This is a genomic window from Bifidobacterium polysaccharolyticum, from assembly GCF_016101585.1.
In the GTDB taxonomy this organism is placed as follows: domain Bacteria; phylum Actinomycetota; class Actinomycetes; order Actinomycetales; family Bifidobacteriaceae; genus Bombiscardovia; species Bombiscardovia polysaccharolytica.
Genome location: NZ_JACFQG010000002.1, coordinates 275811 through 302433, shown reverse-complemented (window position 1 = coordinate 302433; position 26623 = coordinate 275811). Strand labels below are relative to the sequence as shown.

At 59.6% G+C, this 26623-nt stretch carries 20 protein-coding genes; 3 read left to right on the top strand and 17 right to left on the bottom strand.

Going from position 1 to position 26623, the window contains the following annotated elements:
- Positions 1–89: 89 nt before the first annotated feature.
- The 6 genes from H3T90_RS04455 to H3T90_RS04430 all read right to left on the bottom strand — a co-directional run bounded on the left by H3T90_RS04455 (position 90) and on the right by H3T90_RS04430 (position 7726).
- Positions 90–974: a sugar phosphate isomerase/epimerase family protein gene (locus H3T90_RS04455; RefSeq protein WP_198229724.1), complete on the bottom strand. Its 885-nt coding sequence runs from the start codon at positions 972–974 to the stop codon at positions 90–92.
- Between the two features lie 44 nt (positions 975–1018).
- Positions 1019–2443: a sugar porter family MFS transporter gene (locus H3T90_RS04450; protein WP_198229723.1), complete on the bottom strand. Its 1425-nt coding sequence runs from the start codon at positions 2441–2443 to the stop codon at positions 1019–1021.
- Positions 2444–2683: 240 nt separating this feature from the next.
- Positions 2684–4147, bottom strand: a complete 1464-nt coding sequence (locus tag H3T90_RS04445; protein ID WP_332468236.1) for an NAD-dependent succinate-semialdehyde dehydrogenase — start codon at positions 4145–4147, stop codon at positions 2684–2686.
- Between the two features lie 55 nt (positions 4148–4202).
- Positions 4203–5312 (bottom strand): alcohol dehydrogenase catalytic domain-containing protein, encoded by a 1110-nt coding sequence (locus tag H3T90_RS04440; protein WP_198229722.1) that lies wholly within the window; start codon positions 5310–5312, stop codon positions 4203–4205.
- A 66-nt stretch (positions 5313–5378) separates the two neighbouring features.
- On the bottom strand, positions 5379–6260 hold the full coding sequence (gene iolB / locus H3T90_RS04435; protein ID WP_198191296.1) for a 5-deoxy-glucuronate isomerase: 882 nt from the start codon (positions 6258–6260) through the stop codon (positions 5379–5381).
- A 23-nt stretch (positions 6261–6283) separates the two neighbouring features.
- The gene (locus tag H3T90_RS04430) at positions 6284–7726 is read right to left on the bottom strand and encodes a sugar porter family MFS transporter (protein WP_198229721.1); all 1443 of its coding nucleotides are present in this window, start codon (positions 7724–7726) and stop codon (positions 6284–6286) included.
- Between the two features lie 450 nt (positions 7727–8176).
- On the opposite strand from H3T90_RS04430, the gene iolD reads away from it, so the two are divergent.
- Both iolD and H3T90_RS04420 read left to right on the top strand, forming a co-directional pair.
- Positions 8177–10066: a 3D-(3,5/4)-trihydroxycyclohexane-1,2-dione acylhydrolase (decyclizing) gene (gene iolD, locus H3T90_RS04425; RefSeq protein WP_198229720.1), complete on the top strand. Its 1890-nt coding sequence runs from the start codon at positions 8177–8179 to the stop codon at positions 10064–10066.
- A 95-nt stretch (positions 10067–10161) separates the two neighbouring features.
- On the top strand, positions 10162–10518 hold the full coding sequence (locus H3T90_RS04420) for a chorismate mutase (protein ID WP_198229719.1): 357 nt from the start codon (positions 10162–10164) through the stop codon (positions 10516–10518).
- 88 nt (positions 10519–10606) lie between these two features.
- Here H3T90_RS04420 and H3T90_RS04415 read toward each other — a convergent pair whose 3' ends face one another.
- The 5 genes from H3T90_RS04415 to H3T90_RS04395 form a co-directional block, all read right to left on the bottom strand.
- The gene (locus H3T90_RS04415) at positions 10607–16096 is read right to left on the bottom strand and encodes an RCC1 domain-containing protein (RefSeq protein ID WP_198229718.1); all 5490 of its coding nucleotides are present in this window, start codon (positions 16094–16096) and stop codon (positions 10607–10609) included.
- Positions 16097–16460: 364 nt separating this feature from the next.
- The gene (gene valS / locus H3T90_RS04410) at positions 16461–19202 is read right to left on the bottom strand and encodes a valine--tRNA ligase (RefSeq protein ID WP_198229717.1); all 2742 of its coding nucleotides are present in this window, start codon (positions 19200–19202) and stop codon (positions 16461–16463) included.
- Between the two features lie 44 nt (positions 19203–19246).
- The gene (locus tag H3T90_RS04405) at positions 19247–20779 is read right to left on the bottom strand and encodes an ABC transporter substrate-binding protein (protein ID WP_198229716.1); all 1533 of its coding nucleotides are present in this window, start codon (positions 20777–20779) and stop codon (positions 19247–19249) included.
- A 10-nt stretch (positions 20780–20789) separates the two neighbouring features.
- Positions 20790–21437 (bottom strand): endonuclease III, encoded by a 648-nt coding sequence (gene nth / locus H3T90_RS04400; protein ID WP_198229877.1) that lies wholly within the window; start codon positions 21435–21437, stop codon positions 20790–20792.
- Between the two features lie 61 nt (positions 21438–21498).
- Positions 21499–22329, bottom strand: a complete 831-nt coding sequence (locus H3T90_RS04395) for a winged helix-turn-helix transcriptional regulator (protein ID WP_198229715.1) — start codon at positions 22327–22329, stop codon at positions 21499–21501.
- Positions 22330–22490: 161 nt separating this feature from the next.
- On the opposite strand from H3T90_RS04395, the gene H3T90_RS04390 reads away from it, so the two are divergent.
- On the top strand, positions 22491–23153 hold the full coding sequence (locus H3T90_RS04390; protein ID WP_198229714.1) for a hypothetical protein: 663 nt from the start codon (positions 22491–22493) through the stop codon (positions 23151–23153).
- 1 nt (position 23154) lies between these two features.
- On the opposite strand, the gene H3T90_RS04385 is transcribed toward H3T90_RS04390, so the two are convergent.
- The 6 genes from H3T90_RS04385 to H3T90_RS04360 form a co-directional block, all read right to left on the bottom strand.
- A complete protein-coding gene (locus tag H3T90_RS04385; RefSeq protein ID WP_198229713.1) occupies positions 23155–23718 on the bottom strand; it encodes a manganese efflux pump MntP in 564 nt (187 codons plus the stop codon).
- Between the two features lie 216 nt (positions 23719–23934).
- Positions 23935–24249: an addiction module antidote protein gene (locus H3T90_RS04380; RefSeq protein ID WP_046323400.1), complete on the bottom strand. Its 315-nt coding sequence runs from the start codon at positions 24247–24249 to the stop codon at positions 23935–23937.
- A gap of 48 nt (positions 24250–24297) precedes the next feature.
- Complete coding sequence (locus H3T90_RS04375) at positions 24298–24615, bottom strand: type II toxin-antitoxin system RelE/ParE family toxin (protein ID WP_198229712.1); 318 nt, start codon at positions 24613–24615, stop codon at positions 24298–24300.
- A 152-nt stretch (positions 24616–24767) separates the two neighbouring features.
- Positions 24768–25412 (bottom strand): DUF421 domain-containing protein, encoded by a 645-nt coding sequence (locus H3T90_RS04370; RefSeq protein ID WP_198177229.1) that lies wholly within the window; start codon positions 25410–25412, stop codon positions 24768–24770.
- A gap of 3 nt (positions 25413–25415) precedes the next feature.
- Entirely contained in the window at positions 25416–25862 is a 447-nt protein-coding gene (locus H3T90_RS04365; protein WP_198199617.1) for a DUF3290 family protein, read from the bottom strand.
- Positions 25863–26012: 150 nt separating this feature from the next.
- Positions 26013–26504 (bottom strand): inorganic diphosphatase, encoded by a 492-nt coding sequence (locus H3T90_RS04360; protein ID WP_046323398.1) that lies wholly within the window; start codon positions 26502–26504, stop codon positions 26013–26015.
- Between the last annotated feature and the right edge of the window lie 119 nt (positions 26505–26623).

Sequence of the window (26623 nt, the reverse complement as noted above, 5' to 3'; positions counted from 1 at the left end):
TTCTCGCCTGCTGGCATTGTTGTATCAACGGATGATCTCATAGGGAAAGCCCGGTCCGGTACCAGGGCCGGGCTGCTTGGCTGCAAGTTTCAGTAGAGCAGGCTGGATATGGTCTGCCGGGTGAGGGCGGCCATGGTCGCCATATCCTCTTCGCTGGCTCTGTCGGAGAAGATTTCGGGGCAATACCAGCCGTCGAAGCCAGTGGATTTCACGGCATCCAGCCATTCCTGCAGGGGGATGACACCGCCTCCGATCATAGTGTTGCGGTAGATGTCCATGTTGGCAACATCCTTGCCGGGGGTCAGAGCCAGCCCGTCAGATACGTGAACGGCCTTGATCAGATCTCCCGGTAGCGCCCGCACGTCGTCAGGAGTATCCCCGGCCGAATAGAACTGCCAGGTGTCCACGGCCAAACCGATGTTGGGTCTGGAAGCCTGATCGATGACCTCCAGTATCTGCCTGCAGCGGTTGAGCGGAGCCCATGCCAGGGGCTCCAGATAGATGCCTAGGTTGAAGTCGGCTGCGATGTCTGCAGCCTCTTGGACGTTTTGGGCGGTAACGCGGATCATCTCGGCCTCATCGCGTCCCAGGAAGCCTCGGTATCGGGGGTCATCATCGGCGAGCCTGCCCGCAGCATAGTCCTCGACCACCTCCCACCGTCCCGGTCCTGTGCACAGTTGGATGTACTGGGCCCCCAGTTCAGAGGCCACCTGGCACATGCGTCGCACCTCGTCCATCAGATCCCTGGCAGCGGATCCCTCCCGCTCGATGTCCTGGATGGACCCGATGTCGCTGACCGCGAGCCCGTCAAGCAGCGGCAGCAGGCTCTTTGCAGTGAATCCCTTGTCCAGGTAACGGTAGAGTTTGGGTGTCTGCAGGTCAATGCCGTCGTAGCCGGCCTCCTTGGCCAGACGTATATCGGTTCGTACGTTGCCGTACATGGTCACGGTCTGATTCATGCTGATGAGAGCCATGTCACTCCTCCTGATGCTTGTATGCGTTGTTGTTTTGTGTGGCATCACTTAACGCGTTGCCGGGCCTCCGCTTCTATCTGGGCCAAGGTTTTGCCGCGTGTCTCCGGAACCAGGGCCTTGGTGAAAAGGAAGGCGCCCGCGTTGATCAGTGCGAAAACGAAGAAGGAGCCTGCACCACCCAGTTTTTCGAGCATGACCGGAAAAATCAATGTCAGTATGAAGCTGGAGGTGTTGACGGCGATATTGGCGTATGCCATCCCCTGGCCCCTGACTGCGGTGGGGAAGATTTCGGCGATCATCAGCCAGGTGACGGGTGCCATGCTTCCTTGGGCGAAGAGCAGGTAAATCATCATGATGGCGATCAAGGTCCAGGACATAGCCTTGCTGGTGTTACCCCCCTGAATGAAGAGGTAGCAGATGCCGATAGCGGTCAGGAATACGGTCACGCCGGCCGTGCCTATCAGCAGGTCGGTTCTGCGATCGATCTTGTCGATCAGAATCAGGCCAAATACCACGGCGGCTATGGCCGAGACCAGCATGACCGGCACCATGGCGATGACTGAATCAGTGGATCCGAATCCCAGCGTTGTCGAGAAGATGGTGGGGGCAAAGAAGTTGATGGCGTTGACTCCGGAGAACTGCTGCATGACGGCCAGGCCTATGCCAACGGTGAGCACCCGCCGGAGCCAGGGCGTGGAGAAGCTCTCCTTCTTGGCGTGCTGCGAGTCTCGGCTGGAGGAGGCCAGACTGGTCTGCATGGACTCATAGGTCTGCTTGGCTTCCTGTTCATCGCGTGTGGATAGCAGGACGCGCACGGCCTGATCGTCCATGCCATGGCGAATGAAGTAGTTGGGTGTGTCATGAATAAGAAAAGCGATGATGACCAGGCAAAGCGCGGGCACTACGCTGGCCCAGAGCATGGCATGCCAGTCGGCGACCTTGGCCAATATGGCGTTGACGCAGGTAGCCAGGAGCTGCGCAATATTGATCATTACCGAGTTGACAGACACCAATCGGCCACGTTTGTCCGCCGAAGCCAGCTCTCCGATGGCCATAGGCACCACGCAGGAGGTGAATCCAACACCCAGTCCGACTGAGATTCTGGCAATGAGGAAGAGGGAGAAGTCGGTCGCCAGTGCACAGGCCGCGCAAGCCAGCAGTGAGATGCAGGAACCGGTGATGATCATTTTCTTCCGGCCGTATCGGTCGGCCAACGAGCCTCCCAGGAAGGATCCCACGGCAGCGCCCAGGAGGAGCCCTGCTGTCAGGACTCCCTGTTGGAAGGCGTTGAGTCCCTGTCCGTGGAAGTTCATGGTGACCAGGGCCCCCGATAGGACCACGGTTGTGTAGCCATACAGACCGCCTCCGAAAATGCCCAGAGCGATCATGAGTCTGGAGTATCGCCGTCGGTTGGCGGCCAGCTTCTTTATGTCGAGGTTGCGGCTGATCTCCCTATAGGTGGTGGACATGGGTGTTCCTCCAAGTTGGCATGATGCCGTATCCAATGCTCCGACATCGTTATCGGCGGTGGATCTGACTGCTATAAGCCTAAGGAAAATTGAGCGTCCCAATGAGGGGGAGAGGCGTTTTCTATAAATACTGATATCAGATGTGCGCGTTTCCGAAACAACAAGAAGCGAACACCAACCAAGATATTGATGGTCGGCGCTCGCTTCTTGTGGAAGGAGGATGGTCGGTCTTGCAGGCGATCAGGGAATAAGGAGCGTGTACTTGGTGGTCAGGTACTCGTAGATGCCTTCGCTGCCGCCCTCACGGCCCATGCCGGACTGCTTGACACCCCCGAAAGGCACTGAAGCATCGGAGAGGACACCGGAGTTGATGGCGAGCACGCCGGCTTGAGCATGGCCTTGGATCCACTCGCTGCGCTTGATCGATCTGGTGTAGGCATAGGCGGCCAGACCGTAGATGGTGTCATTGGCTGCCTTCATTCCTTCTTCGTCGCTGCCGAATCGGGAGATAGGCAGCACGGGGCCGAAAATCTCCTCACGGAAGACTTCGCACTCCCGCGGCACATGGTCCAGGAGTGTGGGCTGGAAGAAACATTCGCCGAGATCGGAGCGATGGCCGCCTGCCAGCAGGTCGGCCCCGGCATCCACGGCATCTTTGACGATGCGCTCCATGCGGTCCACTGCCTTCTTGTTGATAAGCGGCCCGATATCGGTGGAGGGATCCATGCCGTCCCCGACTTTCAGAGCGCTGACCGCCCGCTGAAGCTTGTTGACGAATTCATCGGCTATGCCGTCCTGGACGAAAATTCTGTTGGCGGAGGTGCAGGCCTGGCCGTTGTTGCGGAACTTGGCCATCATGACCCCCTGGACTGCTTGGTCGATGTCCGCGTCGTCGAAGACCAGGAAGGGGGCGTTGCCACCCAGCTCCATGGATGTGCGCAGAACCTGGTCGGCGGCCTGCTTCATCAGGGTCTTGCCAACAGTGGTGGAGCCTGTGAAACTGATCTTCCGCAGTCGACCGTCGGCGAAGAGCGCATCGGATATTTCGGGGGAGTGCTCTGAAGTAATGACGTTGACTACTCCGTCGGGTACGCCGGCCTGGCGGAGGACCTCGACCATGGCCAGGGTTGTCAGCGGCGTCAAACCTGCGGGCTTGACAATCATGGTGTCACCAGCTGCCAGCGCAGGTCCGATTTTCCGGGTGGCCATAGCCAAGGGGAAGTTCCAGGGCGTCACCAGATAGCAGGGGCCCACGGGATCGTGGGTCACCAGGCCCTTGCGGCCGTCGGGCAGGTGGAAGGTCCGTCCATATGAGCGCATGGCCTCTTCGGCAAACCACTTGAGGAAGCCGGCTCCATAATCGACCTCGCCCAGGGCTTCCTGGTATGTCTTGCCCATTTCCTTGGTCATGAGCTCGGCAAAGAGCTTCTTGTTGTCCATGACCGCCTCGTAGCTGTTGTCCAGCAGATTTCGGCGCTCGACGGGCGTAGAGGCTGCCCAGCCTTCGGCGCTGGAACTTGCGGCATCCAAGGCATCAATGGCATCCTCAGCTCCGGCATCGGCCAGTTCGAACAGGCGCTCGCCAGTTGATGGGTTGTCGACGGCGAATGTTCTTCCCGTCCGGGATTTCCTCCATTGCCCGTTGATAAACAGGGTGTTCGATGCCTCTGGCAGCACTGTGTCGATTTTCTTTGTCCACTTCACTGTGTGTCCTTTCTCATCAAGGCGTAAGCGGTGCTAGTTCGGTTCGGGTCTTGGCTCATGAGTCGAATTCGATGATTTGCCGCAAGGCCTGGCCCCTGTCGAGATCGTCCATGGCTTCGTTGATGTCATCAAGCCTGATGTGATTGCTGATGAGCTTTTCCACCGGCAGCTTGCCGTCCAGCCATAGTCGGGCATATCTGGGTATGTCTTGAGCGGGGACCGCCGATCCCAGGTAGCTGCCGATGACTGTTCGTGCCTCACCGGTGATGACGCTGGATGGCAGTGATGCTCTGACCGAGGGATCCGGGAACCCTACCGTGATGGTTTTGCCACCGATGTCCGTCAGTTCGAAGGCCTGGTCCAGGACTCCTGGAGCGCCGGCTGCCTCAATGACGATTGGCGCTTTGATGCCCTTGCTTAGGGCTTCGTCAACCGTGTAGACATCGGTGGCGCCCATGCCCAAGGCATCGTTGAACTTATCCTTGTTGCGGTCCACCCCTATGACCCGGCCTCTGCCCAGTGCTGCAGCCGCCAACAGGGCGCTCATGCCGACTCCGCCCAGTCCGACCACCATGACATCCTGTCCGTCCTGGGGGTCGGCGGCGTTGAGCACGGCGCCTCCGCCGGTGAGGACGGCGCAACCCAGGACGGCTGCTATGGCAGAGGGAAGTTCCTCTGGGACAGGCACAGCTGAGCGTCGATCGACGACGGCGTAGGTGGCGAAGCCGGAGACGCCTACGTGGTGGTATATCCGCTCCGGTCCCTTGTGGATGCGAATGCCACCGTTCATCAGGGTGCCGGCCTGATTGGCCTTGGAGCCAGGAGTGCAGGGCAGCCGGCCTCCGGTCAGGCAGTTGGCGCACTTGCCGCAGCGGGGCAGAAAGGCCAGGGTGACATGCTGTCCGACCTTCAAGTCCTCAACCCCAGGCCCTAAGGCCTGCACGATGCCCGTGGTCTCATGGCCCAGCAGCATCGGCATGGGCCTTGGTCTGCTGCCGTTGACGACCGACAGGTCCGAATGGCAGATGCCGGAAGCGGTGACCTTGACCAATATCTCGTCCTGCTGGGGCGGATCCAGTTCAAGGTGTTCGATAGACAGCGGTCCGGTCCGTGCATACGGGCCAGGCGTACCCATCGTCCTCAGCACAGCGCCGGTGATGTCCATATAGTGCTCTCCTTGTTGGGGTTGGAGTTGTTCTGTTGCAATAGAAATCTGCGATCCGAGCCCCTTTCAGTCGATCATGGGCAGCCGATCATTGCGGGGCTGGCTCTGCAGGGCTTGATTGATCCAGGTCTGATCGTCGCGGATGGTCACCTTCCAGTCGCGCTGTCCGCCGCCGCCCATCACATTCAGATAGTAAAGGTCGTATCCGGGGGCGGCGATGGAGGGGCCATGCCAGCCGTAGGGGATGAGCACCGTATCGCCGGGATGCACTTCGGTCATAATATTCAGAGGCCGTTCGTCGGCTGTGCTGGCACCCTGGTAGGCCAGGGGCCGGGCCTGGTCAGGGGCACCCGGCAGCGCCCTCATCTGGAAGTAGTAAATTTCCTCGAGAGCGGTCTCATGGTCATTGTTCTGGTCGTGTTTGTGGACGGGGTAGGAGGACCAGCTGCCGCTGGGGGTGATGACCTCGCACACCAACAGCCGTTCAGCTTCGATGTTGTTCATCATGCCGAAGTTTCGGGCTTGCCTGGAGGTGGGCCCGTTGCCCCTGAGGACGGTTTCATTGTCTTCCGCCTTGACCAGCTGGTCTGGGTAGTGGGTGCTGGCGGGCGCTGATGCGACGGCAACCCGTCCCCCCGATGGGCCATATATCTCCAAGGGCGTTCCCGTGCCTACATATACGACATCGGTTGGTGCAGTGAAGACGTTTTGGCGTCCGCGCAGGTGATAAAGACCATCCGGTGTTCTGACATCGAATCGCTGGAAGAGGGGGACGACCAGGCGTTCCTCATCTGCTGCAGGCAGGGTAAGAACCTGGTTTTTCCGGGGGTTGGCGACCCTGATGCCGGTGTACTGCCAACCTGGAACGGGTTGCGAGTCCGAGGCTCCCAGGCTCACCTCCCAATCACCCTTGGCTGCGCTGCCGTTTGGATATACCCATTGAGTCATCCTGTCTCCTTTATTCAATCCTTTTACTTCCGCTGTCCCAAGGCGCGTTCTTCGGCCTCGATCTCCTCCAGGCTCTTCCCTCTGGTCTCAGGAATCATGGTGATTGCAAACACCAGGCACCCAATGTTGATAAGGGCGAACAGCAGGTAGGTTCCCGAGCCTCCCAGACCGTTGAGCAGGAGCGGGAAGATCAGCGACAAGAGGAAGTTGACCAAATTGAGCGCTATGTTGGCGTATCCCATGCCCTTGCCACGGACGCTGGTGGGGAAGACTTCGGCCATCAAGAGCCATGTGACCGGCGCTACCATGCCCTGCACAAACACCAGATAGATCATCATCATGACGATCATGACCCAGGAGGCAGTACGGGAACTACTGGAGGGATCGATAAAGCGGTAGCTGATGCCGATAGCGACCAGGAAAATAATCGTGCCGACCAGGCCGACAGTCAGAATGGTCCGTCGATTGATTTTGTCGATGAAACCCAGGCCGCCTATTGTGGCGGCGATGGCGGAAACCAAGATGACAGGTACGGTGGCCAGTATGGACATGGATGGTGCAAAGCCCAAGGTCTTGGTGAAAATAGTGGGGGCGTAGTAATTGACCATATTCTGCCCGCTGAGCTGATTAACCAAAGCCAGCCCGATCCCAATTATCAGCACCCTCCGCAGCCATGGTGTCGCAAAACTGCTGTCGGAGTTGTTCCGGGCGGCGGTTTGACTGCTGTTCTCACGGGCCTGGGAAAGTGATTTGAAGGTCTGCTCGGCCTCGGGCAGGTCCCGTGTTTCAGTCAGAAGCTGGATGGCCTGATCCTGCAGACCGTGCCGAATCAGGTAATCGGGGCTGTCCTTGATGACAAGGGCTATCAGCAAGAGCAGGATACCTGGGACGACGGCCGCCCACAGCATGGCCCTCCAGCCGATGCCCATCTGTGTCAGGATGGCGTTGACTGACACAGCCAGGAGCTGTCCGACCACGATCATGACTGAATTGACCGAGACGATGCGTCCCCTATTGGCGGCTCCGGTCATCTCCCCCAGATAAATAGGGACGATGGTCGATGTGAAGCCGATTGCCAGGCCGAGAATGACCCTGCCCAGGCAAAGGATAAGAATGCTGGGCGTTACAGCGCAGATTACTGCCCCGGGGATTGCCAGTACTGCTCCGGTCAGGATCATCTTTTTCGGCCCAAGGCGGTTGTTCAGGTTGCCGCCCGCAAAGGCGCCTACCGCTGCGCTCAGCAGCATTGCCGAGGTGATGAGCCCCTGTTCGAAGTCGGTGGGGCGGCCCAGCTGGCCTGATCCTATGTTCATGGTTATCAGTGCGCCGGATAGGGCTGTCAGCGTGTATCCATACAGCCCCCCTGCGCACAGTCCCAGGCATATCATCAGCCGGGTGTAATGGGTGCGGCGTTTGGATAGCTCAGCGGGGCTCTCGGCTTTAGCCAGCGTTTCAAATGACGACATGGCCATTCCTTTCAGCTGATACTGTCTGGCACGACTCTGTCTCCAGACATTGGTTGTTCTCCAGTTCTATGCCACGACCTTGCATCCTCCAGGGGTGATCCTGGCAGGTCTGCAAGTATTTATAAGATTCCTAGCCATTTTCTAAGACGGCTTCATTCCGGTTCGACCTCCGCCTTGGGCTGTCGGAGGGCAGGGAGAAGGGCATGGCATTGCGGGGTACCGGGTCGATATACAAAAAATGCAGGATAGTTATGAAATCACTTGCTCTTATACCTTGGTTGCCAAGAGCGCGGCCGTCGACGGCCATGATTGACCTATGGACCGTTAACCCTAGCGAACTAGGGCAACCGGTGACGGTTCCCCGCAGGCCTAGTCCATGGCGGACAGCGCGGGGTTTGCATTACCCCAGTTTGAGAGGGTCACGGCGGCTAATAGGAAAGGTGCGAGGAAATGATAGGGACGAGCAAGACTGGTAATACAGTCAGGCTGACTGTTGGACAGGCCGTCGTTCGCTTTCTGGAGGTTCAGAAAGTGGAAAGGGATGGGCAGGTATCCACCTTCTTCGGCGGGGCTCTGGGCATTCTGGGCCATGGCAATGTAGCCGGGGTCGGGCAGGCGCTTTTGGAGGAGATCGACCGATTCCGTTTCATCCAGGGGAAGAACGAGCAGGGCATGGCACATATAGCCGTCGGCTACGCCCGCCAGATGAACAGAATGGGAGCCATGGCCGTCACTACCTCGATAGGACCCGGTGCTGCGAATATGATCACTGCGGCTGGCACTGCGACGGTCAACCGTCTGCCGGTCCTTTTGCTTCCCAGCGACTATTTCTCGACCCGACGGACAGGCTCGGTTCTGCAGCAGATTGAGAATGAACAGTCCAACGATATTTCCGCCAATGACTCCTTTAAGGCCGTCAGTCGGTACTGGGACCGAATCGACCGGCCCGAGCAGCTGTCGGCCTCCCTGATGAGAGCCATGGAGACTTTGACCAACCCGGCTACCACTGGTGCTGTGACGCTTTGCCTGCCTCAGGATGTGCAGGCCGAAGCCTACGATTTTGACCTCGACCTCTTCCGTGAGCGGATTTGGCGAATCCCCAGGACCAGACCAGACAAGGATTCCCTGGCCCAGGCTGCTGAGGCCATCAAGAGTTCGAAGCGCCCGCTGATCATTGCTGGCGGAGGTGTCGTGTATTCGTCGGCCAGCAAGGTTTTGGCGGAATTCGCCGAGAAGACCGGGATTCCGGTCGGAAGCACCCAGGCAGGCAAGGGCGCCCTGCCCTATGACCATCCGATGAACTCGGGCCCCATGGGTGCTCTGGGACTGCGCTTTGCCAACCGCCTGGCCCACACTGCAGACCTGATCATCGGTGTCGGCACACGCTATACGGATTTCACCTCGGCATCCAACACGATGTTCCAGAATCCCCAGGTGCACTTCGTCAATATCAACGTCCTGTCATTCGATGCGCACAAGGAGGCAGCCATTCCGGTCATTGGCGATGCCCGTGAGACGCTGAGCGAGCTGCAGGAGGTTTTGGGCGATTGGCAGGTGGACGAGGATTATCGCCGTGAGGCCGTGGCCAAGGCCGACGAGCAACGGCAGGCTGTGGACCGCATGGTCCAGCATATCCCGGGCACTGAGGGGCTGGGGCAGAAGGAGGTCATCGGCATCGTCAACGAATTCGCCCGTCCCCAGGATGTGGTCGTGAACGCCGCCGGGTCCATGCCCAGCGATCTTCAGAAGCTCTGGAAGGCGGGTAGTCCGCTTGGCTACTCGGTCGAATACGGCTATTCCTGCATGGGTTATGAGATTCCTGCAGCCCTGGGTATGCGAATGGCTGATCCGAGCAGGGAGATCTTCTCCTTCATCGGCGATGCCTCCTTCATCATGTACCACCAGGATGTATTGACGGCGATTCAGGAGCGGGAGAAAATCATATTGCTGCTCTTGGATAACGGCGGCTATGGATCGATTCATTCACTGTCCATGCAGGTCGGCTCTCAAGGATTTGAGACCAAGTATTACTACCGGGGAGATAACGGCCGTCAGAATCTTAAGGAACCGATGCAGGTTGATTTTCCCAAGATTCTTGAAGGGTATGGGGTCAAGACCTATACCGTCGAGGATGCGGACCAACTGCGTCAGGCTTTGCGAAAAGCGCTCGTCAGTGATCAAATCACCGCCATCTATGCAAAGGTGGCACCGGTGGAACGTGACGATGCAGCCGACGCTTACTGGGAGGTGGCCACTCCTGAGGTGGCGCATATCGAATCCTCGATAAAGGCCCATCAGGAATACGAGAGAATCCGCGATTTGCAGCGGAACTATCTATAACCTGCGGATTTCGGGAATGTCCAAAATTTGCATTAACAGCGCTCTGCCCTTAGACCAGGCCGTCGGAACTTTGGTGGCAGGATTACACTGTTGCCATGAGCTCTGAGAAGATGGAAACAGTGATCGATGACCAGGCGCAGAGCGGGGGACCCCAGGCCGAGGCCGCCCGCCAGGTGGAGGAACTGCGTGCCGATGTGGACACCATCGATGCCGCTATTGTCGCCATGCTGGCCGAACGGTTCAGGGTGACCCACCGCATCGGTCTGCTCAAGGCCCAGGCAGGATTCGCCTCAGCTGACCTGCGCCGGGAGGCTTCACAGATAGCGGCCTTGCGAGACAAGGCTGAAGATTATGGCCTCGATCCGAATCTGGCTGAGGCTTATCTGCATCTGGTGGCTGACGCTGCTAAACAGGGCCACGAACAGTTGGCCAGTCAGCTAGGTTCGCGCTGAGGGAATCCATAGCACGCTAATGGTCGATGGCGTAGATGAACTACTATGCCATCGACCACTAGATATTAGCGATGACGGAATCGCCTGGTCAGCGAGTGCTGGCTTTAGTCTGATGAGCCGTTTCCTGGTAGTGCTGCCTTGATGCCAGGACCGTCACCGTAACGAACAGACCGACAAGCAGCATGGCGAGAAGGCCTTGGCTGCCGGTCAGGGGCAGAACATCCCTGTAGGAAAAGTCCAGGTTCTCGGTCTGAGAGCTGCCTTGGCCAATGTTCCAGGTGATGTTGACCGTAGTCGAGCCTGCTTTGAACGCTGGGGTATAGAAAGTCCAGGTATTCCAGGATCCCCAAGTCTCTGCCGTGCCGTTCCGCGTCAGTTGGAGAACTGCAACGGTATCCGGGTCCGTGCCGACCGTGACCGAGCTGATGGTCAATTGCGGCGGGCAGACCAAGGTGGCCGCCTTGACGGAACTGTTGTCGGAATTGGTGCCTAGTTGCATGCCGCTATTGTCGCCCCAGGCGTAGGCCTTGCCGTCGGAGTCGATGACCAGGATTTGGCGCTCGCCTGCACCGATCTGTATGGCGCTGCCGTCTTTGCTCACCAGAACAGGGGATACGCTGATTGATCCGGTGATGGAGACATTGCCCAGGGCGTTTTGACCATTGCTTCCCCAGGTGTATACCTTCCCTTTGTCGTCGATTCCTGCGCAGAACCACCCTCCGGCGCTGACCTCGGTGGGTTTGAATCCATCGCTGCCTCCGTCAGGATCGGCCACCAGGGTAGGTATTGCGGCATCGTTGGTGTCTCCGGTGCCCAGGCGTCCGTCGGCATTCGCCCCCCAGGCGTAGGCCTTGCGGTCGTCTCTCTCAATTTCGCCTTTGCTGTTAATTGCCAGAGCTCTGCTAATGGCCAGAGAGTGTGAGCCGCCCGCGCTGACCTGAGTAGCAAAGAAGCCTGTTGACCCGTCCTCGTATTTCTTGGGTGACGACACCGATACGGGAGTGGCCTGTGAGGCTTTGGCATTGTTGCCCAGTCTTCCGCTGACGCCGTATCCCCAAGCGTAAGTTTGTCCGCTTATACCAATGGCCAGAGAGTGCTGATATCCCGCACTGACCTGCTTGGCTTGGAATCCAGGGTTGCCGGCGCTTGCGTTGACGGCTACTGGAGTAGGGGAGTTCCCGGTCGTGTTGCCGTCGCCTACCTGTCCGTTGCTTCTGTCTCCCCAGGCGTAGATTTGATGATCCTTGCCGATGGCCAGGGAATGATAGCCGCCTGCGCTTACCTGGATGTAGGAGAAGTCGGTGCCTGCGTCGGATGGCTTCTGCACTTGGATGGGTGTCGTGCTGCTATCTTTGCTGCCGTTGCCGAGCTGCCCCGTACTATTGTTTCCCCAGGCGTAGGCGTTGCCGTCACTGCCGAGGGCCAGCGAGAAACCATAACCAGCGCTTACCTGGATGTAGGCGAAGCTATCCTTGTCAGCAACGTTGTCGGGTTTCTTTACCTGGATGGGTGTCTTGCTGCTATCTTTGCTGCCGTTGCCGAGCTGCCCCGTACTATTGTCTCCCCAGGCGTAGGCGTTGCCGTCACTGCCGACAGCCAGGGAATGGTTTTTGCCTGTGCTGACTTGGGCGAAACGGATGCCACGCTGCGAGGGCGGAGTGATGGTTACCTGGTATCCGCCGGTGGATGGACTGATGGTTGGGTTGACAGTCATTGAAGACGAACGTGTCCAGTGTGCGACCAGGGTCAGCGGGCCAGTGACCGGCTTGCCGAAGTCATAGGCCACATCGGAGCTGCCGTCGGATGCTTTGACAAACCAGCCGTCGAATAGGAATCCTGCTTTGGTGACAGTCTGTCGGGGCACCAATTCGCCTTCCTTGATGTCCTTACTTGTCCATGCAGCCCCGACGCCTCCAACGGGGTCAAGATCTATGTGCTTGTTGGTCGGATCGAAGGTGTAGTCGAACTGCTGTGTTTGCGTTGAGTCCCCGGCATCGCCGGCAATGTTCCATGTGATGGTGAAACTGGACGGGCCGTACGGGTACGCGGGCGTGGTGAAGGTCCAATCCCGGTTTTCATCCCAGGTGTCTTTGCTTGTCTGGGTCAGGTTGGGGGCTTGTGCAGTGCCGCTGGCCATGGTGCCGAAGGTCACCTTGGTCAGGGTGATTTGTGGTGGCTGTGTGGTGCCGGGCAGCGAGGATGCCCCGTTTCGTCCGATCTGGTTGTAGTAGTTGTATCCCCAGGTGTAGAGCAATCCGTCAGACCCGATGGCTGTCTGGTGATGACTGGAGGTGGCTACCGCGCAGGCTTTTACTGACTGGGCCAGGGTGATGGCTTTCGGATTGGTCTGCCATGCATCGTTATTGTTTATGTTGTTGCCTAGCTGTCCGTAGCCCTCTTTACCCCAGGTGTAGATTCTTCCGCTGTCATCTATGGCTTCGGATCCATCGTCGCCCGCGCTGATGGCGGTGATATTGACAACGTCGTCTCCGAAGCTGATCTTAGTGGATCCTTTCGTGCTGACATTGGAATCAGTCGAGGAGCCGATGGCGGTGCCGGAACCCCATCCATAGACGTCATGATCCGTATCGATCGCCAGCACGTGTTGGTAGCCGGCGCTGATGGCGATATAGGACCGGGTATCAGGCTGTCCGGTGCCCAGGTCTTGGACGCGTGCCGGTGTCGGGTTGTCATTAAGGGTGCCGTTGCCGAGCTGGCCTTTTTCGTTGCGGCCCCAGGCCCAGGCGTGGCCTTGACTGTCCAGGGCGGTGCCTGTGGTGAATCCTGCGCTGATGGCGGTGATGCCGGACAGCGTCGGGACCTTGGTGGGGGAGGAATGGTCGCTGTTGTCTGAGCTGCCGTTGCCGAGCTGGCCGTACTGGTTGTTGCCCCAGGTGTAGACCGTGCCGTCCGAGGCCAGGGCCATGGCGTATGACCGTCCTGCGCTAATGGCGGTGATGTTGGCGTCGAGATTCGCCTTCACAGGCACGGCAGAATCTGTTGTGGTGCCGTTGCCGAGCTGTCCCTTGCCGTTGCTGCCCCAGGTGTAGACGGTACCGTCCGAGGCCAGGGCCATGGAGTAAGCGTCGCCGGCGCTGACGGCTATGAAGATCTTTCCTTTTATGGCGTCATTTTCAGTGATCCGTACTGGTGTAGTCGCCGTGCCTGAGGTTTTGTCGTTCCCCAGACTCCCGCTGGCCTGATTTCCCCAGGCGTAGACGTGTCCGTCCGAACCTACAGCCAGAGTGTGGTAGCGCCCGGCGCTGGCCTGCGCGAACCTCACTGCCCTGGGTTTGGGAGGAGTCAGAGTAATCGTGGAGCCACCGGTGTCATCGCCATGGAGGGCGTTCGACGTTTTCCATTTGGTGTCTGGCGACGACCAATGGGCTTTCAGATTCAGCGGTCCGGTGACCGGGCTGCTGAAGTCGTAGGCCACATTGGAGCTGCCGTCGGCCGCTTTGACGAACCAGCCGTCGAACAGGAAACCTGCCTTGGTAACGCTGGGAGGTGAAGCCTGCTTGCCTGATGTGACGGACTGGTCCGAGACCGATGAACCCCCGTCCGAATCAAAGGTGACCTTTTGAGCAGTGGGTGTGAATGTATAGTCGGCGATGGCCTGGCCTTGTTGCGCTGCGCCGCCAATGGTCCATTCATTGATTTTGATCTTGGTGGTTCCGTAGGTGTGGTGCGGGGTAGTGACCGTCCATGGGGTATTCGTACTCCAAGTGTCGTCACCTGCTGAAGTTCGGTTGATTGGGCTGCCGCTGTCGGTCTTGGCAACATCAGTCTTGCCAAAGGTCACCTTGGCCAAATCTATCTGGGGTGGGCTGACCGCTGCAGGCTTGGTCTGTGAGCCGCTTTGAGGTCCGCTGCTGCCCTGTCCCAGCTTGCCGCTTTTCGCTTCCCCCCAGCTGTAGGGGAGCCCGTCCGAGCCGATGGCCAGACTGTGCCGGCAGACATCGAATGCGGCGACTGTGACGCCTGTCAGGCTCACCTCGGTCATCTTTGAATTAGCAGTTGTGGTTCCGTCGCCCAGCTGACCGCTGGAATTGCTGCCGAACATGTACAGGCTGCCCGCAGAGTCGACCACCGCAGAGGAGGAGTCCCCGGCGCTGACTGAAACAGGCGTCGCCGCTCCCGTGTCCAAGCTTACCAGACTGGGATAGAAGGAGTGAACGCTGTCGGCATTGGGGTCATTTCCTTTGATCAGGGGATAACCCCAGTAATATACCTTGCCTGAATTGCTCAGTGCCAGGACGTGCAGGTACCCTGCATCGATGTCGGTGTAGACAGTGCTGTCTGGGTTGCCGGTTGAGTCGCCGTAAATGCGCGATGGAGTGTAGACATTGGAACCACTGCTGGTGCCGTCCATGGTGCCGATGCTGAGCTGGCCGCCCTGGTTGCGTCCCCAGGCGTAGGCATGTCCTTGGCTGTCCAGCGCCGTTTGAAAATCGTATCCGGCGCTGATGGTGGTGAAGGTGACGCCGGATGAAGAGACCGCTGCTGGTGAAGCGTTGACTTTGACACCCGTGTGCCCGTTGCCGAGCTGGCCGTATTCGTTGTCTCCCCATGTGTAGATCGTCCCGTCCGAGGACAGGGCCATGGCATGCCAGTATCCGGCGCTGATGGCGGTGATGGTGACGTTGAGATTCGCCTTTACCGGTACTGAGGAATCGGGATCCGTGGTGGAACCGTTGCCGAGTTCGCCGCGACTGTTGTCGCCCCAGGTGTAGACGGTGCCGTCCGAGGCTAGGGCCATGGAGAATGTGGTTCCCGCGCTGACGGATATGAAGGTCTTTCCCTTGATGGCCTCGTTTTCGGTAATCCGCACTGGCGTGTTTTTGTTGATTGTGGTTCCATCGCCAAGCTCGCCCTTGCTGTTGTCGCCCCAGGCATAAACGTGGCCATCCGAGCCTACGGCGAGGGTGTGGTCGTGGCCGGCGCTGACCTGTGCGAATCTGACCCCTCTGGGCTTGGGGGGAGTCAGAGTGATTGAAGAGCCCCCTGTGTCGTTGCCGCTGGCGTTGGCTGTCGTCCACTGGGAGTCTTTGACTGATGACCAATGGGCTATCAGCGACTTCGCGCTGGTGCTGGTGACCGGCTTGCCGAAATCGTAGGCCACATTGGAGCTGTCGTCGGCTGCTTTGACGAACCATCCGTCAAACAGGTAGCCTGTCTTGGTGACGGCAGGAGGAGATGCCAGATGACCTGAGGCTACTGTCTGGCTCAAGGCCGGCGAGCCGGACGTCAGCGAGCCCCCATCCGAATCAAAGGTGAGGGTATATGAGGATGAATCCCTGGGCTGGGGCGACTTGTCAGTCTTTTGCTTATTGAATGGTTGGATGGACTTGAACGGCGAGGGATTATTGTTGGCCAGCGGCGATGGTGATGCGGTCGGCATCATAGCCCGTGCCTGCTCACCTGTTTTGAGCAATGAGTTCGCGCTGCTGCTGCCTGCTGTAGGTGTAGGCGCCATGTCGTCGGTGTTTGCGTATGCTCCGGTTGAAGCTACGACCAGCGCCAGTCCAATCATAGCCGTTAAGGTCAACAGTCTACGGGTGCTATGAGCATTCCCCATTTAATCTTCCTCCCCAAGCGTGCTGACTTCCCAGGTCATAGTCCCCATAACTGCGTCGACGCACACCATGTAAAATCCCTCTACTAACTCCACTTTAGCATTACAATCTTCGCAAGGTGCAGAGTGTTGTGATCAAGCTGTTCCACAGGCAAATTCGGTCTGAGCAGCTCGTAACAGGCATGCTTTCGATTGCAAAACTGCGTGAATGCTGATTGGTACTGCTTTTGCATGGGTGACGATTGTTCGTCCGGCCTTCAGGCTGTAACGCTAGTTGCACTGTAACGGCCTTGTTACGAGTGCAAACCGATGGCAACCGGGGTGGTGCCTATGGCCGAACCGCCTCGGTTACCATCGGGAATGAAACCTACTTACGAGGCTTCTTGGCCGGGGGCTCGCCCAGCTGGCTGGCGGTCACCCGGATGCCGGTTTCATCCTCGCCGGCACTCTTGGCATCGGGCTGATTGGTCTCCTCGACCAGATCCAGATCTCCGGTAACCCTACCCGCTTCGGCTATGTCGTCCAAGGCGGCCTTCACGGCTTCCAGGCCCTCCGGCGCCACACTTAAGCAGGCGGAGAGAATGGGGGTCTTCATGGAGACCTTGGCCTCGGACTTGATCCGCCGCAGTGAGGCCAAAGCCGTGCCTGCCCAGGCCAAAAGAGCCGGATCCTGGCCCTGGGCAGCTGCACGGTAGGATTCTGAACGTGGCCAGGAGGCCCGGTGAACCGATCCGTCCCCCTGATGCATCCACTGCCAAGCCTCCTCGGTGGCGAAGGGCAGGAAGGGAGCCAGAAGACGATCTAGAGCGTCCAGGACCAGTCCCAGGGTTGTGCGGGCACTCAGTACCTGGGCCTCGTCAGGGGTCCTGCCGGTGGCATCCGCGGTTCCGTAGGCCCGGTTCTTGGCCAGCTCGATGTAGTTGTCGCAGAAGTCCCAGAAGAAGGATTCGGTCACTTCCAATGCCTTGGAGTGCTCGTAGGATTCCAGGGCCTTGGTGGCCTGGTCGATCACCTGGGCAAGGCCGGCCAGGACCGCGCGATCCAGCGGGACCGTCACATCAGCCGGGTCCCAGGTGGCCTCCGCTGCCTGAGTGACCTTATGGTTTTCATCCTCACGTCCGATGGCCAGCGCGAACTTGACGGCGTTGAGGAGCTTGACGGCCAGGCGGCGGCCGATCTTCATCTGTCCTTCATCGTAGGTGGCATCCAGGCCCAGCCGGGCGCAGGATGCCCAGTAGCGCACAGCGTCAGCGCCATACTTCTTGATGGGTTCGTCGGGTACCACCACATTGCCCTTGGACTTGCTCATCTTCTTGTGATCCGGGTCCAGAATCCACCCCGACAGGGTGGTGTCGCTCCAGGGCAGGCAGCCGTTCTCCAGATGGGCGCGGTCCATGGAGCTGAAGAGCCAGGTGCGGATGATGTCCTGGCCCTGGGGACGCAGGTCCATGGGGAAGGTCGCCTTGAAGAGGGCCTGGTCCTGTTCGCCCGGCTCGGCCCAGTGTGTCACTATCTGGGGTGTCAGGGAACTGGTGGCCCAGGTGTCCATGATGTCTTTCTCGGCCGTGAAGCCGCCAGGCTGGTCGCGCTGGGACTCCTCGAAGCCCTCGGGCACATCGCTGCTGGGGTCGATGGGGAGCCTGTCCTCGGCCGGGGTGATGGGATGGGCGTAGTCGGTCTCGCCGTTTTCCCTGACCGGGTACCAGAGGGGGAAGGGGACTCCGAAGAAGCGCTGGCGGGAGATCAGCCAGTCGCCGTTAAGTCCCTCGACCCAGTTGTTGTAGCGTACCCGCATGAAGTCCGGATGGAAGTTGAGCTCCTTGCCACGTTCCAGCAGCTCCTGGTTGAGTTTTTGGTCGGTGCCGCCATTGCGCAGGTACCACTGACGGGAGGTGACGATCTCCAGGGGCTTGTCGCCCTTCTCATAGAAGTTGGTCATGCGCTTGGTGGGCTTGGGTTCGCCATCCAGGTCGCCGGACTCGCGCAGGGCATCCACGATGATCTTGCGGGCTGAGAAGGTGGTCTTGCCCTCGGTCTGCTCGAAGATTCGCCGTCCGCCTTCATCGGTGATCCAGTCCGGCACATCCATGACGATTCGTCCGTTGCGCTGGATGATGGACCTGGTGGGCAGGTTCAGATCCCGCCACCACTGCACGTCGGTCACGTCGCCGAAGGTGCAGCACATGGCAATGCCGGCGCCCTTGTCCATTTCTGCGGCGGGGTGGGCCAGGATGGGCACCTCCACTTTGAACAGGGGAGAGTAGACCTTCTGCCCGAAGTACTTCTGGTAGCGCTTGTCGTCCGGATGGGCGATCAGGGCGCCGCAGGCCGCCAGCAGCTCAGGCCTGGTGGTCTCGATGTAAATTGGCGTGCCGTCCGCAAACCGGAAGGCCACACGGTGATAGAAGCCGTCATATTCGCGCGACTCCAGCTCGGCCTGTGCCACAGCGGTCTGGAAGGTCACGTCCCAGAGTCCCGGGGCCTCCTTCTGGTAAGCCTCGCCTCGGGCCAAGTTCCGCAGGAAAGCCTTCTGCGCCACCCGGCGGGGATGCTCGCCGATGGTGTGGTAGGTCTGCGACCAGTCCACCGACAAGCCCAGCGACCGCCAGAGCTGCTCGAAGAGCTTCTCGTCCTCGGCGGTCAGTTCCTCGCATAGTTCGATGAAGTTCTGACGGGAGACGGGCACCTGGTCCTTGGCGCTGATCTTCTTACCCTTGGTCCCGTGGAAGGGGGGCTTGAAGTCCGGATCGTACTTGAGCGAGGTGTCCACGCGGACCCCGTAATAGTTCTGGACCCGCCGCTCGGTGGGCAGACCGTTGTCGTCCCAGCCCATGGGGTAGAAGACGTCGTAGCCCTGCATCCGCTTGAACCGGGCGATCACGTCGGTATGGGTGTACGAGAAGACGTGTCCCACATGCAAATGCCCCGAGACCGTGGGCGGCGGGGTGTCGATGGAGTAGACACCGGAGCGCTCGCGGGTGTTGCGGAAGCGGTAGACGCCGGACTCATCCCAGTCGCGGCACCACTTTTCCTCCAGGCCATCCACGCCCACCCTGTCGGGCAGGGGGGTCAGATGGGCATTGACGATTCCTTGGTTTTCAGCAGACATACCAGCATTTTATGGACGAACAGTGACAAGGGGCACCGGCCTTTTCACCCCTGGATGCGCAGGTTCCACAGGGGCAGGTAGCGGTCCACCAGAGAGCTAGGCATGCCCTGCAGGCGGGGGGCGGTGAGGACCAGGGGCGTACGCTGATACAGCCAGTCGCTGGGGGAGAGGTCGCTGACCTGTCGGGCAAAGGCCTTCAGTCGCTCGGCATAGGTGTTCTGGTCAGTGCAGTCCGTCACCTGCTTCCAGGAATTCTGAATATCGATGTTGTCGAAGTGCATCGTGGATTCGGGGTCAGCGAAGCGGTCGATTTCATCATTGTCCATGACCAGCAGGGTCATGTCATAGTCGTGGCGATTGAGCACCTGGTCGCGGAATGCAGCCTGGTCCACCATGGAGACCTGGCTGGGGATGCCCACCGCCTTCAGCTGCGTGCTGATTAGATCGCCCACCTGATTGCCGAATTCCTGGGGGTAGATCAGGCGCAGACCGCCGTGATAGTAGGACGGGGCATAGTAGGAGTTTCGACGGGCCGCCTGGATGCGGTCGAAGGGGAAAGCCTGCAAACCGGGATCATAGCCAGGGCTCAGCGCGTTGAGCGGCCCGCCCAGCGCTTTGGCTCCGCCGCCTTCCAGATCGGCCAGCGCCTGGCGGTCCACGGCATAGCGGACGGCCTCGCGCACATGCTGGTCGGATAGCAGGCTGGATGCCTCGTTGTTGAAGGCCAGGACCACATTGTTTGTGCTGGGCGTGGCAGTCGGCGCCTTGCCGGCCTGTTTGGCGGTGGCGGGATCCATGTCCACTACAGCGTCCAGGCGTCCCTGGTCCAGATTCTTGATGGTCTCTTGCGGGCTGCCGGTATAGCTGAAGATCACCTTGTGGATGGTGGCCTTGTCCGGGCCTTGGTAGGACTTGCTGGCGGTCAGGGTCAGGCTGGTGCCCGGCTGCCAGTCATCCACCTGGTAGGGGCCTGAACCAGCGGATCGAGTGGAATAGTTGACACGGGCCCGGCGGTCGTAGACTATGCCCGCACGACCGCTCAGGGCGGTCAGCAGCCTGGCGTTCGGGCTCTTCAGGCCGATTACCAGTGTGGCATCATCGGGGTTGGTGACCCTGGCCAGTCCATCCAGGTCCCGATGACCCTGGTACTGGTGGTCGATGATCTGGTGCAGGGACCAGAGGGCATCCTCCGAGGTCAGGCGGCGTCCGTCGGCGAAGTGGGCGTCATTGCGCAGATGAAAGGTGTAGAGCAGCCCGTTTGAGGAGACCTCCCAGTTTTGAGCCAGGCCGGGCGTCGGCCGGCCTTTGGCGTCGGGCCTGGTCAGAGTCTGGTAGACATTGCCCATCAGGGCCTGGTCGGTGGCGAATCCGGGTTCGGTGCGGATGTCAAGGGAGACGGGGGCCTGGCGGGCTCGAATGCGCACGATCTGGCCCGTGCTCCCCTGGGCCCAGGGTAGCTGCCAGCTTCCCTGACCTGTCACCAGCGGCCAGGCTATGTAGGTGCCCGCTGTCAGGATCGCCAGTACCAGCAGAAAGATGATTCCGGATCTGATTTGTGTGTGTCTGCCCCGTGCCATGGTTTTGATTCTATCGAGAGGCCGGTCCGGCCAGGAGTTCGGCGCTGGGACATGTTTCGGCCAGGGGGCAGTGGAGGCAGTCGGGCTTGCGGGCGTGGCAGGTGGCTCGGCCGTGGAGGATCAGCCTGTGCGACAGATTGGTCCAGTCCTCGGGCGGGAAACAGTCGCAAATCTCATGTTCGATCTTCACTGGATCGGGGTGGATGCTGCGCCAGTCGGTCCGCCAGCGCAGACGGCCGGTGACCCGGGTGACGTGGGTGTCCACCGGGAATCCGGGGATGTTGAAGGCATTGCCAAGGACTACATTGGCGGTCTTGCGTCCCACGCCGGGCAGAGCGGTCAGCTCCTCCATGGTCTGGGGGACCTTGCCGTTGTAGTCTTCGGTCAGCATCTGAGAGAGCCCCAGCAGGTGGCGGGCCTTGGCGTGGTAGAAGCCCACCGGGTGAATTATGGCCTCCAGTTCGTTCGGCTGGGCCTGGGCCATGGCTGCGGGATCGGGGTAGCGCTCGAAGAGTTCAGGGGTCACCGAGTTTACCCGCTTATCGGTGGTTTGGGCGCTCAGGACAGTGGCCACCAGCAGTTCGAAGGGGTTGTGAAAGTGCAGGGCGCAGACCGCCTCGGGAAAGACCTGGCAGAGGATGCGGTACTCCTCGTGCATGCGGGCCAGGCGGTGGGCCTTGCTTTCCCTGCCTTGGGGACGCTTTCGATTTGATGATGCATCAGTCACTATGATCGGTTTTCTTCTTCTTGGAGTCCTGGGATTGTTCTGACTGGCTGTCCTCTTGTTCGGCTGGATCTGGGTTGGTCCCGACATCCGGCTCGGGCTTGGGGGCTGAGGTCGTCCGTGCTGACGAGGGCGGGTCGAACCGGTAGCCCACATTGCGGACCGTGCCGATCAGGTGCTCGTACTCGCTGCCCAGCTTGGCCCTGAGCCGCCGCACATGCACATCAACCGTCCTGGTGCCGCCGTAGTAGTCATAGCCCCAGACCTCCTGGAGGAGCTGTGCCCTGGTGAAGACCCTGCCGGGATGCTGAACCAGGTATTTGAGCAGCTCGAACTCCTTGTAGGCCAGGTTGATGGGACGACCGTGGATTCGGGCTGTGTAGCTTTCGGTGTCCACAACCAGATCGCCCGAGCGGACCTGACCAGTGGGCACCTGGTCCTCAGCCTCTTCGGGCTGAGCATCCGGCTTGCGTATCGGGGTCACGCGTTGGCAGACCAGACGCAGCCGAGCTTCGACCTCGGCGGGGGATGCGGACTGAATGATGACGTCGGCCACGCCCCAGCTGGCATTGACCACGGTGAAGCCGCCCTCGCTCAGAACCAGGATGATGGGCGTGGACAGGCCCGAGGCCCGGGTCAGGTTGCAGAGGGTCTTGGCCTCGGCCAGGTCGTCGCTGGCATCGATCAGCAGCACTGTGTCCTCGGGCATTCTTACCAGGGAGGCGGCGTCCAAGGGCAGAACGCGCACCCGATGGGAGAGCAGGGCCAAGGCTGGCAGAACCGATGCCGGGTCCTCGGCGCAGGTCATCAAGGTCAGATCCGTCACGGGGGTACCTTCTTCCCTGTCCGTTCGTCCATAGAGGGGTGGATTCGTTGAACAGTCGTCATCATTGTACAATCGGCCCGTCACAGGGCTTCGAGTTCACAGGATGGCCTTGCCCTAGGATGTGACGTATGGCTCCCCGATGGGGACAGGCAGGAGGACCCATGGCGCAGACCGTAAAAGAAACCCGGGATGGGCGCGCGCCCGCCTTGACGCAGCTGCTGGCCCTGGCGGCGCTGATCCTGCCGGGCGTGGCGGCGGGCTTGTTGGCCGAGCCTCGGGTCGCCCGATGGGTGCAGGCCTTCCTGGTTCTGGTGCTGGCATTGGCCCTGTTGGCCTCTTGGCCCTTGGTGGGTCGGGGTATTCGCACCGGCCCAGACCGAGCCATGTTCGGTTTGCTGACCTTGGTCTGCCTGGTTCCGGCCTTGGTCGTGCAGGGGTCTGACGCCTTCAGGGTCTGGCTGTCGACTGCGGCATTCCTGCTTGCCCTCCTGGCTGTGTTTATGTTCGTTCGGCAGATGATGCGTCGGGACCGGCAGATGGTCATCCGAGGCATTTCTGCAACGGCCATGGGCGGGGTCACCGCTATCGCCGCCTCGGGATGGGTCTTCCTGCCAGAGCTGGTCAGGGGCTTCGGACCTGACCTGATGCCGATCCTGGTGGTGCTTGTGGCCTTGCTGCTGCTGATCGGGCTCATCGCCGCAGGCTATCGCTGGGCCAAAGAAGCAGCTGATCGGCACGGGGCCATTGGTCTGGCGCTGATGTCGGTGCTTCTGTCCGGAGCCATCGTGGTACTGGCGGCACTCGTCCTCCAGACGACGATCTGAGCTAGGCGTTCATCAGGTGATCCAGAAGGATCTGGATGCCCATGACTATCAAAATGATGCCGCCGGCGATTCTGGCCGGCTTGCGCCAGCGGGAACCGACAACGTATCCGATGCGCAATCCCGCTATGGAGACCGCAGCCGTCACCAACCCGATGACCAGTGCGGACAGCCAGATGTTGATGCCCAGCAGGGCCAGGCCCGCGCCCACGCCGAATGAGTCGATGCTGGTGGCTATGGCTGCAGGAAGCATTTGCCGCCAGGAGAAGCTCTCTTCTCCGTCCGCTCCTTCTTCCTTGCCGTAGATGCCCTCGCGGATCATGTTGACCCCGATGGCCGACAGAATGCCGAAGATAATCCAGTGATCCACAGCGGCCAGGGAGTCCTGCAACATGGAGGCTGCGAAGTAGCCAAGCAGGGGCAGCAGAGTCTGGAACCCGCCGAACCAAAGTCCGACCAGCCAATGATGGCGGGCCCGCAGTCGCTCTACAGACAGTCCCTTGCTGATGGAGACGGCAAAAGCGTCGGAAGATACACCTAAAGCGATAAACAACAATCTTAAGAACACGGCATTCCTTGAAAGGGTTCATCCCCGGTGGGATGGGCCTCGACCAGGTCTCCTCAAACCCGCCTACGCCTCGGAAGCGTCGAGCGCGGAACTGCCGACTGGAGTCGGCTTTGAATTCGTTGAATGCCGTTCACATGCTACGCCATAACAATATGGACATAGATTTTACCTGTCAGCGCTGGAGAATCAAGCATGACAGGCTATCGGATAGGCCCATTAGCGAGCCATAGTCACTGTCAGGCTGCCTCCCGCTGCGTGGATGGCGCTGATGACCGTACTCAGCGCCGGATCCCCCTGATTGCTCAGGGCCTTGTAGATGCCCGAACGGGATCGGTCGGCATCCGAGGCGATGGCGCTCATATGCCTCTGTGCTCGCGCTACCTCGCCGAGTGCATTTGCGATGATGGCAGCTCCTTGCCGAGGGTTTTCGGCCTTGTCGGCCTCTTCCATGGCAACCTGCAGGTAGGTGACGGCCGCCTGCTCACTATGTATATGGTCGCCTGCACGAAATTTCCTGATCTTCAACATCATCACAACCCTGTCCTTAATGTGGTCCGTTTCCTTGACCGTTGGCTGACATCAGCTTTCCAGATATGACTTCCACAGATGTTTTGCCTGGTCTATGTCCCTCTTTTGATGAGCCTTGCTGCCGCCGCAAAGCAGTAGCACGACCTGTCTGTTCTTCAAGCCAAAGTAGGTGCGGTAACCAGGACCATAGTGAAAACGCATTTCGAATACGCCTTCTCCCAAAGTCTTCCAATCCCCTAACGGGTGCCCGGATAGCTTTACTTGTTCCCATCGGTGCAGGATACGTACTGCCGACTGGGTGTCTTTCATTTCATCAATCCACCGGCTGAATTCCTCAGTCTCCAGTACTTCAATGATGGACAGGGGCATGGTGCCGCTTCCCCTCCCTTATTTTCGAGAAGATGCGTCCCATTCCCCACAAGAAAAGTGTACACTACAGTAGACATTAGAGCAATTGCTCATGACATCTAGATGTCGGGTGACTAACGGATTCTGTTGCCGGTTTTCGAGTATTACAGGTCTTACTGGTCCTGGTAGGTAACGGCGTAGAACTCGCCGTTCTGGAAGCGTGCCATGTACACATCGCTGACCTTGTGTATGCCCTGCTTTGCCAGTTGCTCGTCAAGCCAGTCCTCGTCCCGTCCCATGGTGTCAAGAACGTCCGGATTGACCCGCCCGTCCATGACCACCGGGTAGCGCACGTCCTTGTCGCCTTCGGAGATGATGGTCAGGCCGCCGTTCTGTTCGACGATGCCCCGCTTGACGTCGCGGATGTCGTTGATGCCCTTGGTGCGCAGCTTGAAGTCCACCTCCTTGGCCGTCAGATTGACTTTGAGGCAGTTCTGGACCAGCAGTTTGCCGTTCTTGATGATGGTGACCGGTTCGCCGTCGATGTACTTGCCCACCGCGTGGATGTGGGTCTTGGCGTATCGGGTGATGAGGATCAGTGCCGCCCATATCAGCAGGATGACAATGTACTGGGCCATGGAGATGCTGTCGCTGTAGATGACCCCGCCGATGATGCCGCCCAGGACGTAGTTCTGCAGCTGGTCCATGGGCGAGGTGGGCGCCAGGTTCCCCTTGCCGGTCACGTTGATGAGCAGGGTGATGAAGAGCAGCCCGACAATCAGCTTCAGGGCCACGTTGACGTAGAAATTGATATCCATGGGTCACTCTCCGATCACGGTGATGTCTGGGTGGTACAGGTCGGCGCGTTGCAGCAGGAATTCGGAGCCGGAGCTGTTGAATACCAGGGTGTAGTAGCCCTTGGGGGTCTTGATGATCATGTCGTTGTTGCGCGAGGTGTCGTTGATGCTGATTTGTTCAGGGCTGACCTTGAGCTTGGCTGCGGATTTGTCGATGACCGTGGTCAGCTGTCCGCTCTGTAGGCTGGCTGTGCGCAGATTGGTGTAGTCGCTGTACTGGATGGCCGCCGCCAACAGAAGCAGGGTGGCCAGGATGATGGACAGATCCTTGTACTTGTGGTTCCAGCGGTGGCGGGAGTACATGAACAGGAAGAAGAGAAAGGCCAGGGCCAGAACGACGACCACGATGATCCTGATCATGGTCCAGTTGGTCTGACCACCCTTGAGGTATTGGTACGTATAGAAAGTCATAGCCGCTCCTGCCCTTGCGCGCGCACCCGCAATTGGCAATCGTAGACGGCCAGACGCGTTTTGGGAGGATTTGGGCATGCAAAACCCCGGTTCGGGCGCTCGATTGGGCCCTTGCCGGGGTGATTGTGCCGACTGGTCGGCCTTGAGAGGTCAGTGCTGGGCGGCCAGGCGCTCGCGTGCAGCCTTGATCTGGGTCTCAGCAGCCTCGGCGTTGGTCCAGTAGTCGCCGGGCATGACCTCCTTGCCGGGTTCCAGAGCCTTGTACTGCTCGAAGAAGTGCTTGATCTCCTGCTTGTGGAAGTCGGAGACGTCGTCGATGTCCTTGATGGCATCGTAGCGGACATCGGCAGGCACGCAGAGGACCTTGTCATCCCCGCCGGCCTCGTCGACCATGTGGTAGAGACCCACGGCGCGGCATTCGACGATGCAACCAGGGAAGACCGAGTCGGGGATCATGACCAGAGCATCCAAGGGATCGCCGTCCTCGCCCAGGGTGCCGTCGATGTAGCCGTAGTCGTCGGGGTAGCCCATAGAGGTGAAGAGGGTGCGATCCAGCCTGATATGGCCGCTGTCGTGGTCCATCTCATACTTGTTGCGGGAGCCCCGGGGGATCTCGACCAACACGTCGAATGTCTCTGCCATAGTCCTGTCTCCTTCTCGGTCTGGACAGCATAGGTATGTCTTATACACAGCATAACCGTCCCGCGGCACATTCGACCACAATCTCCCGCTCACGCACCTGTACGCCCGGCAGTCGCTCA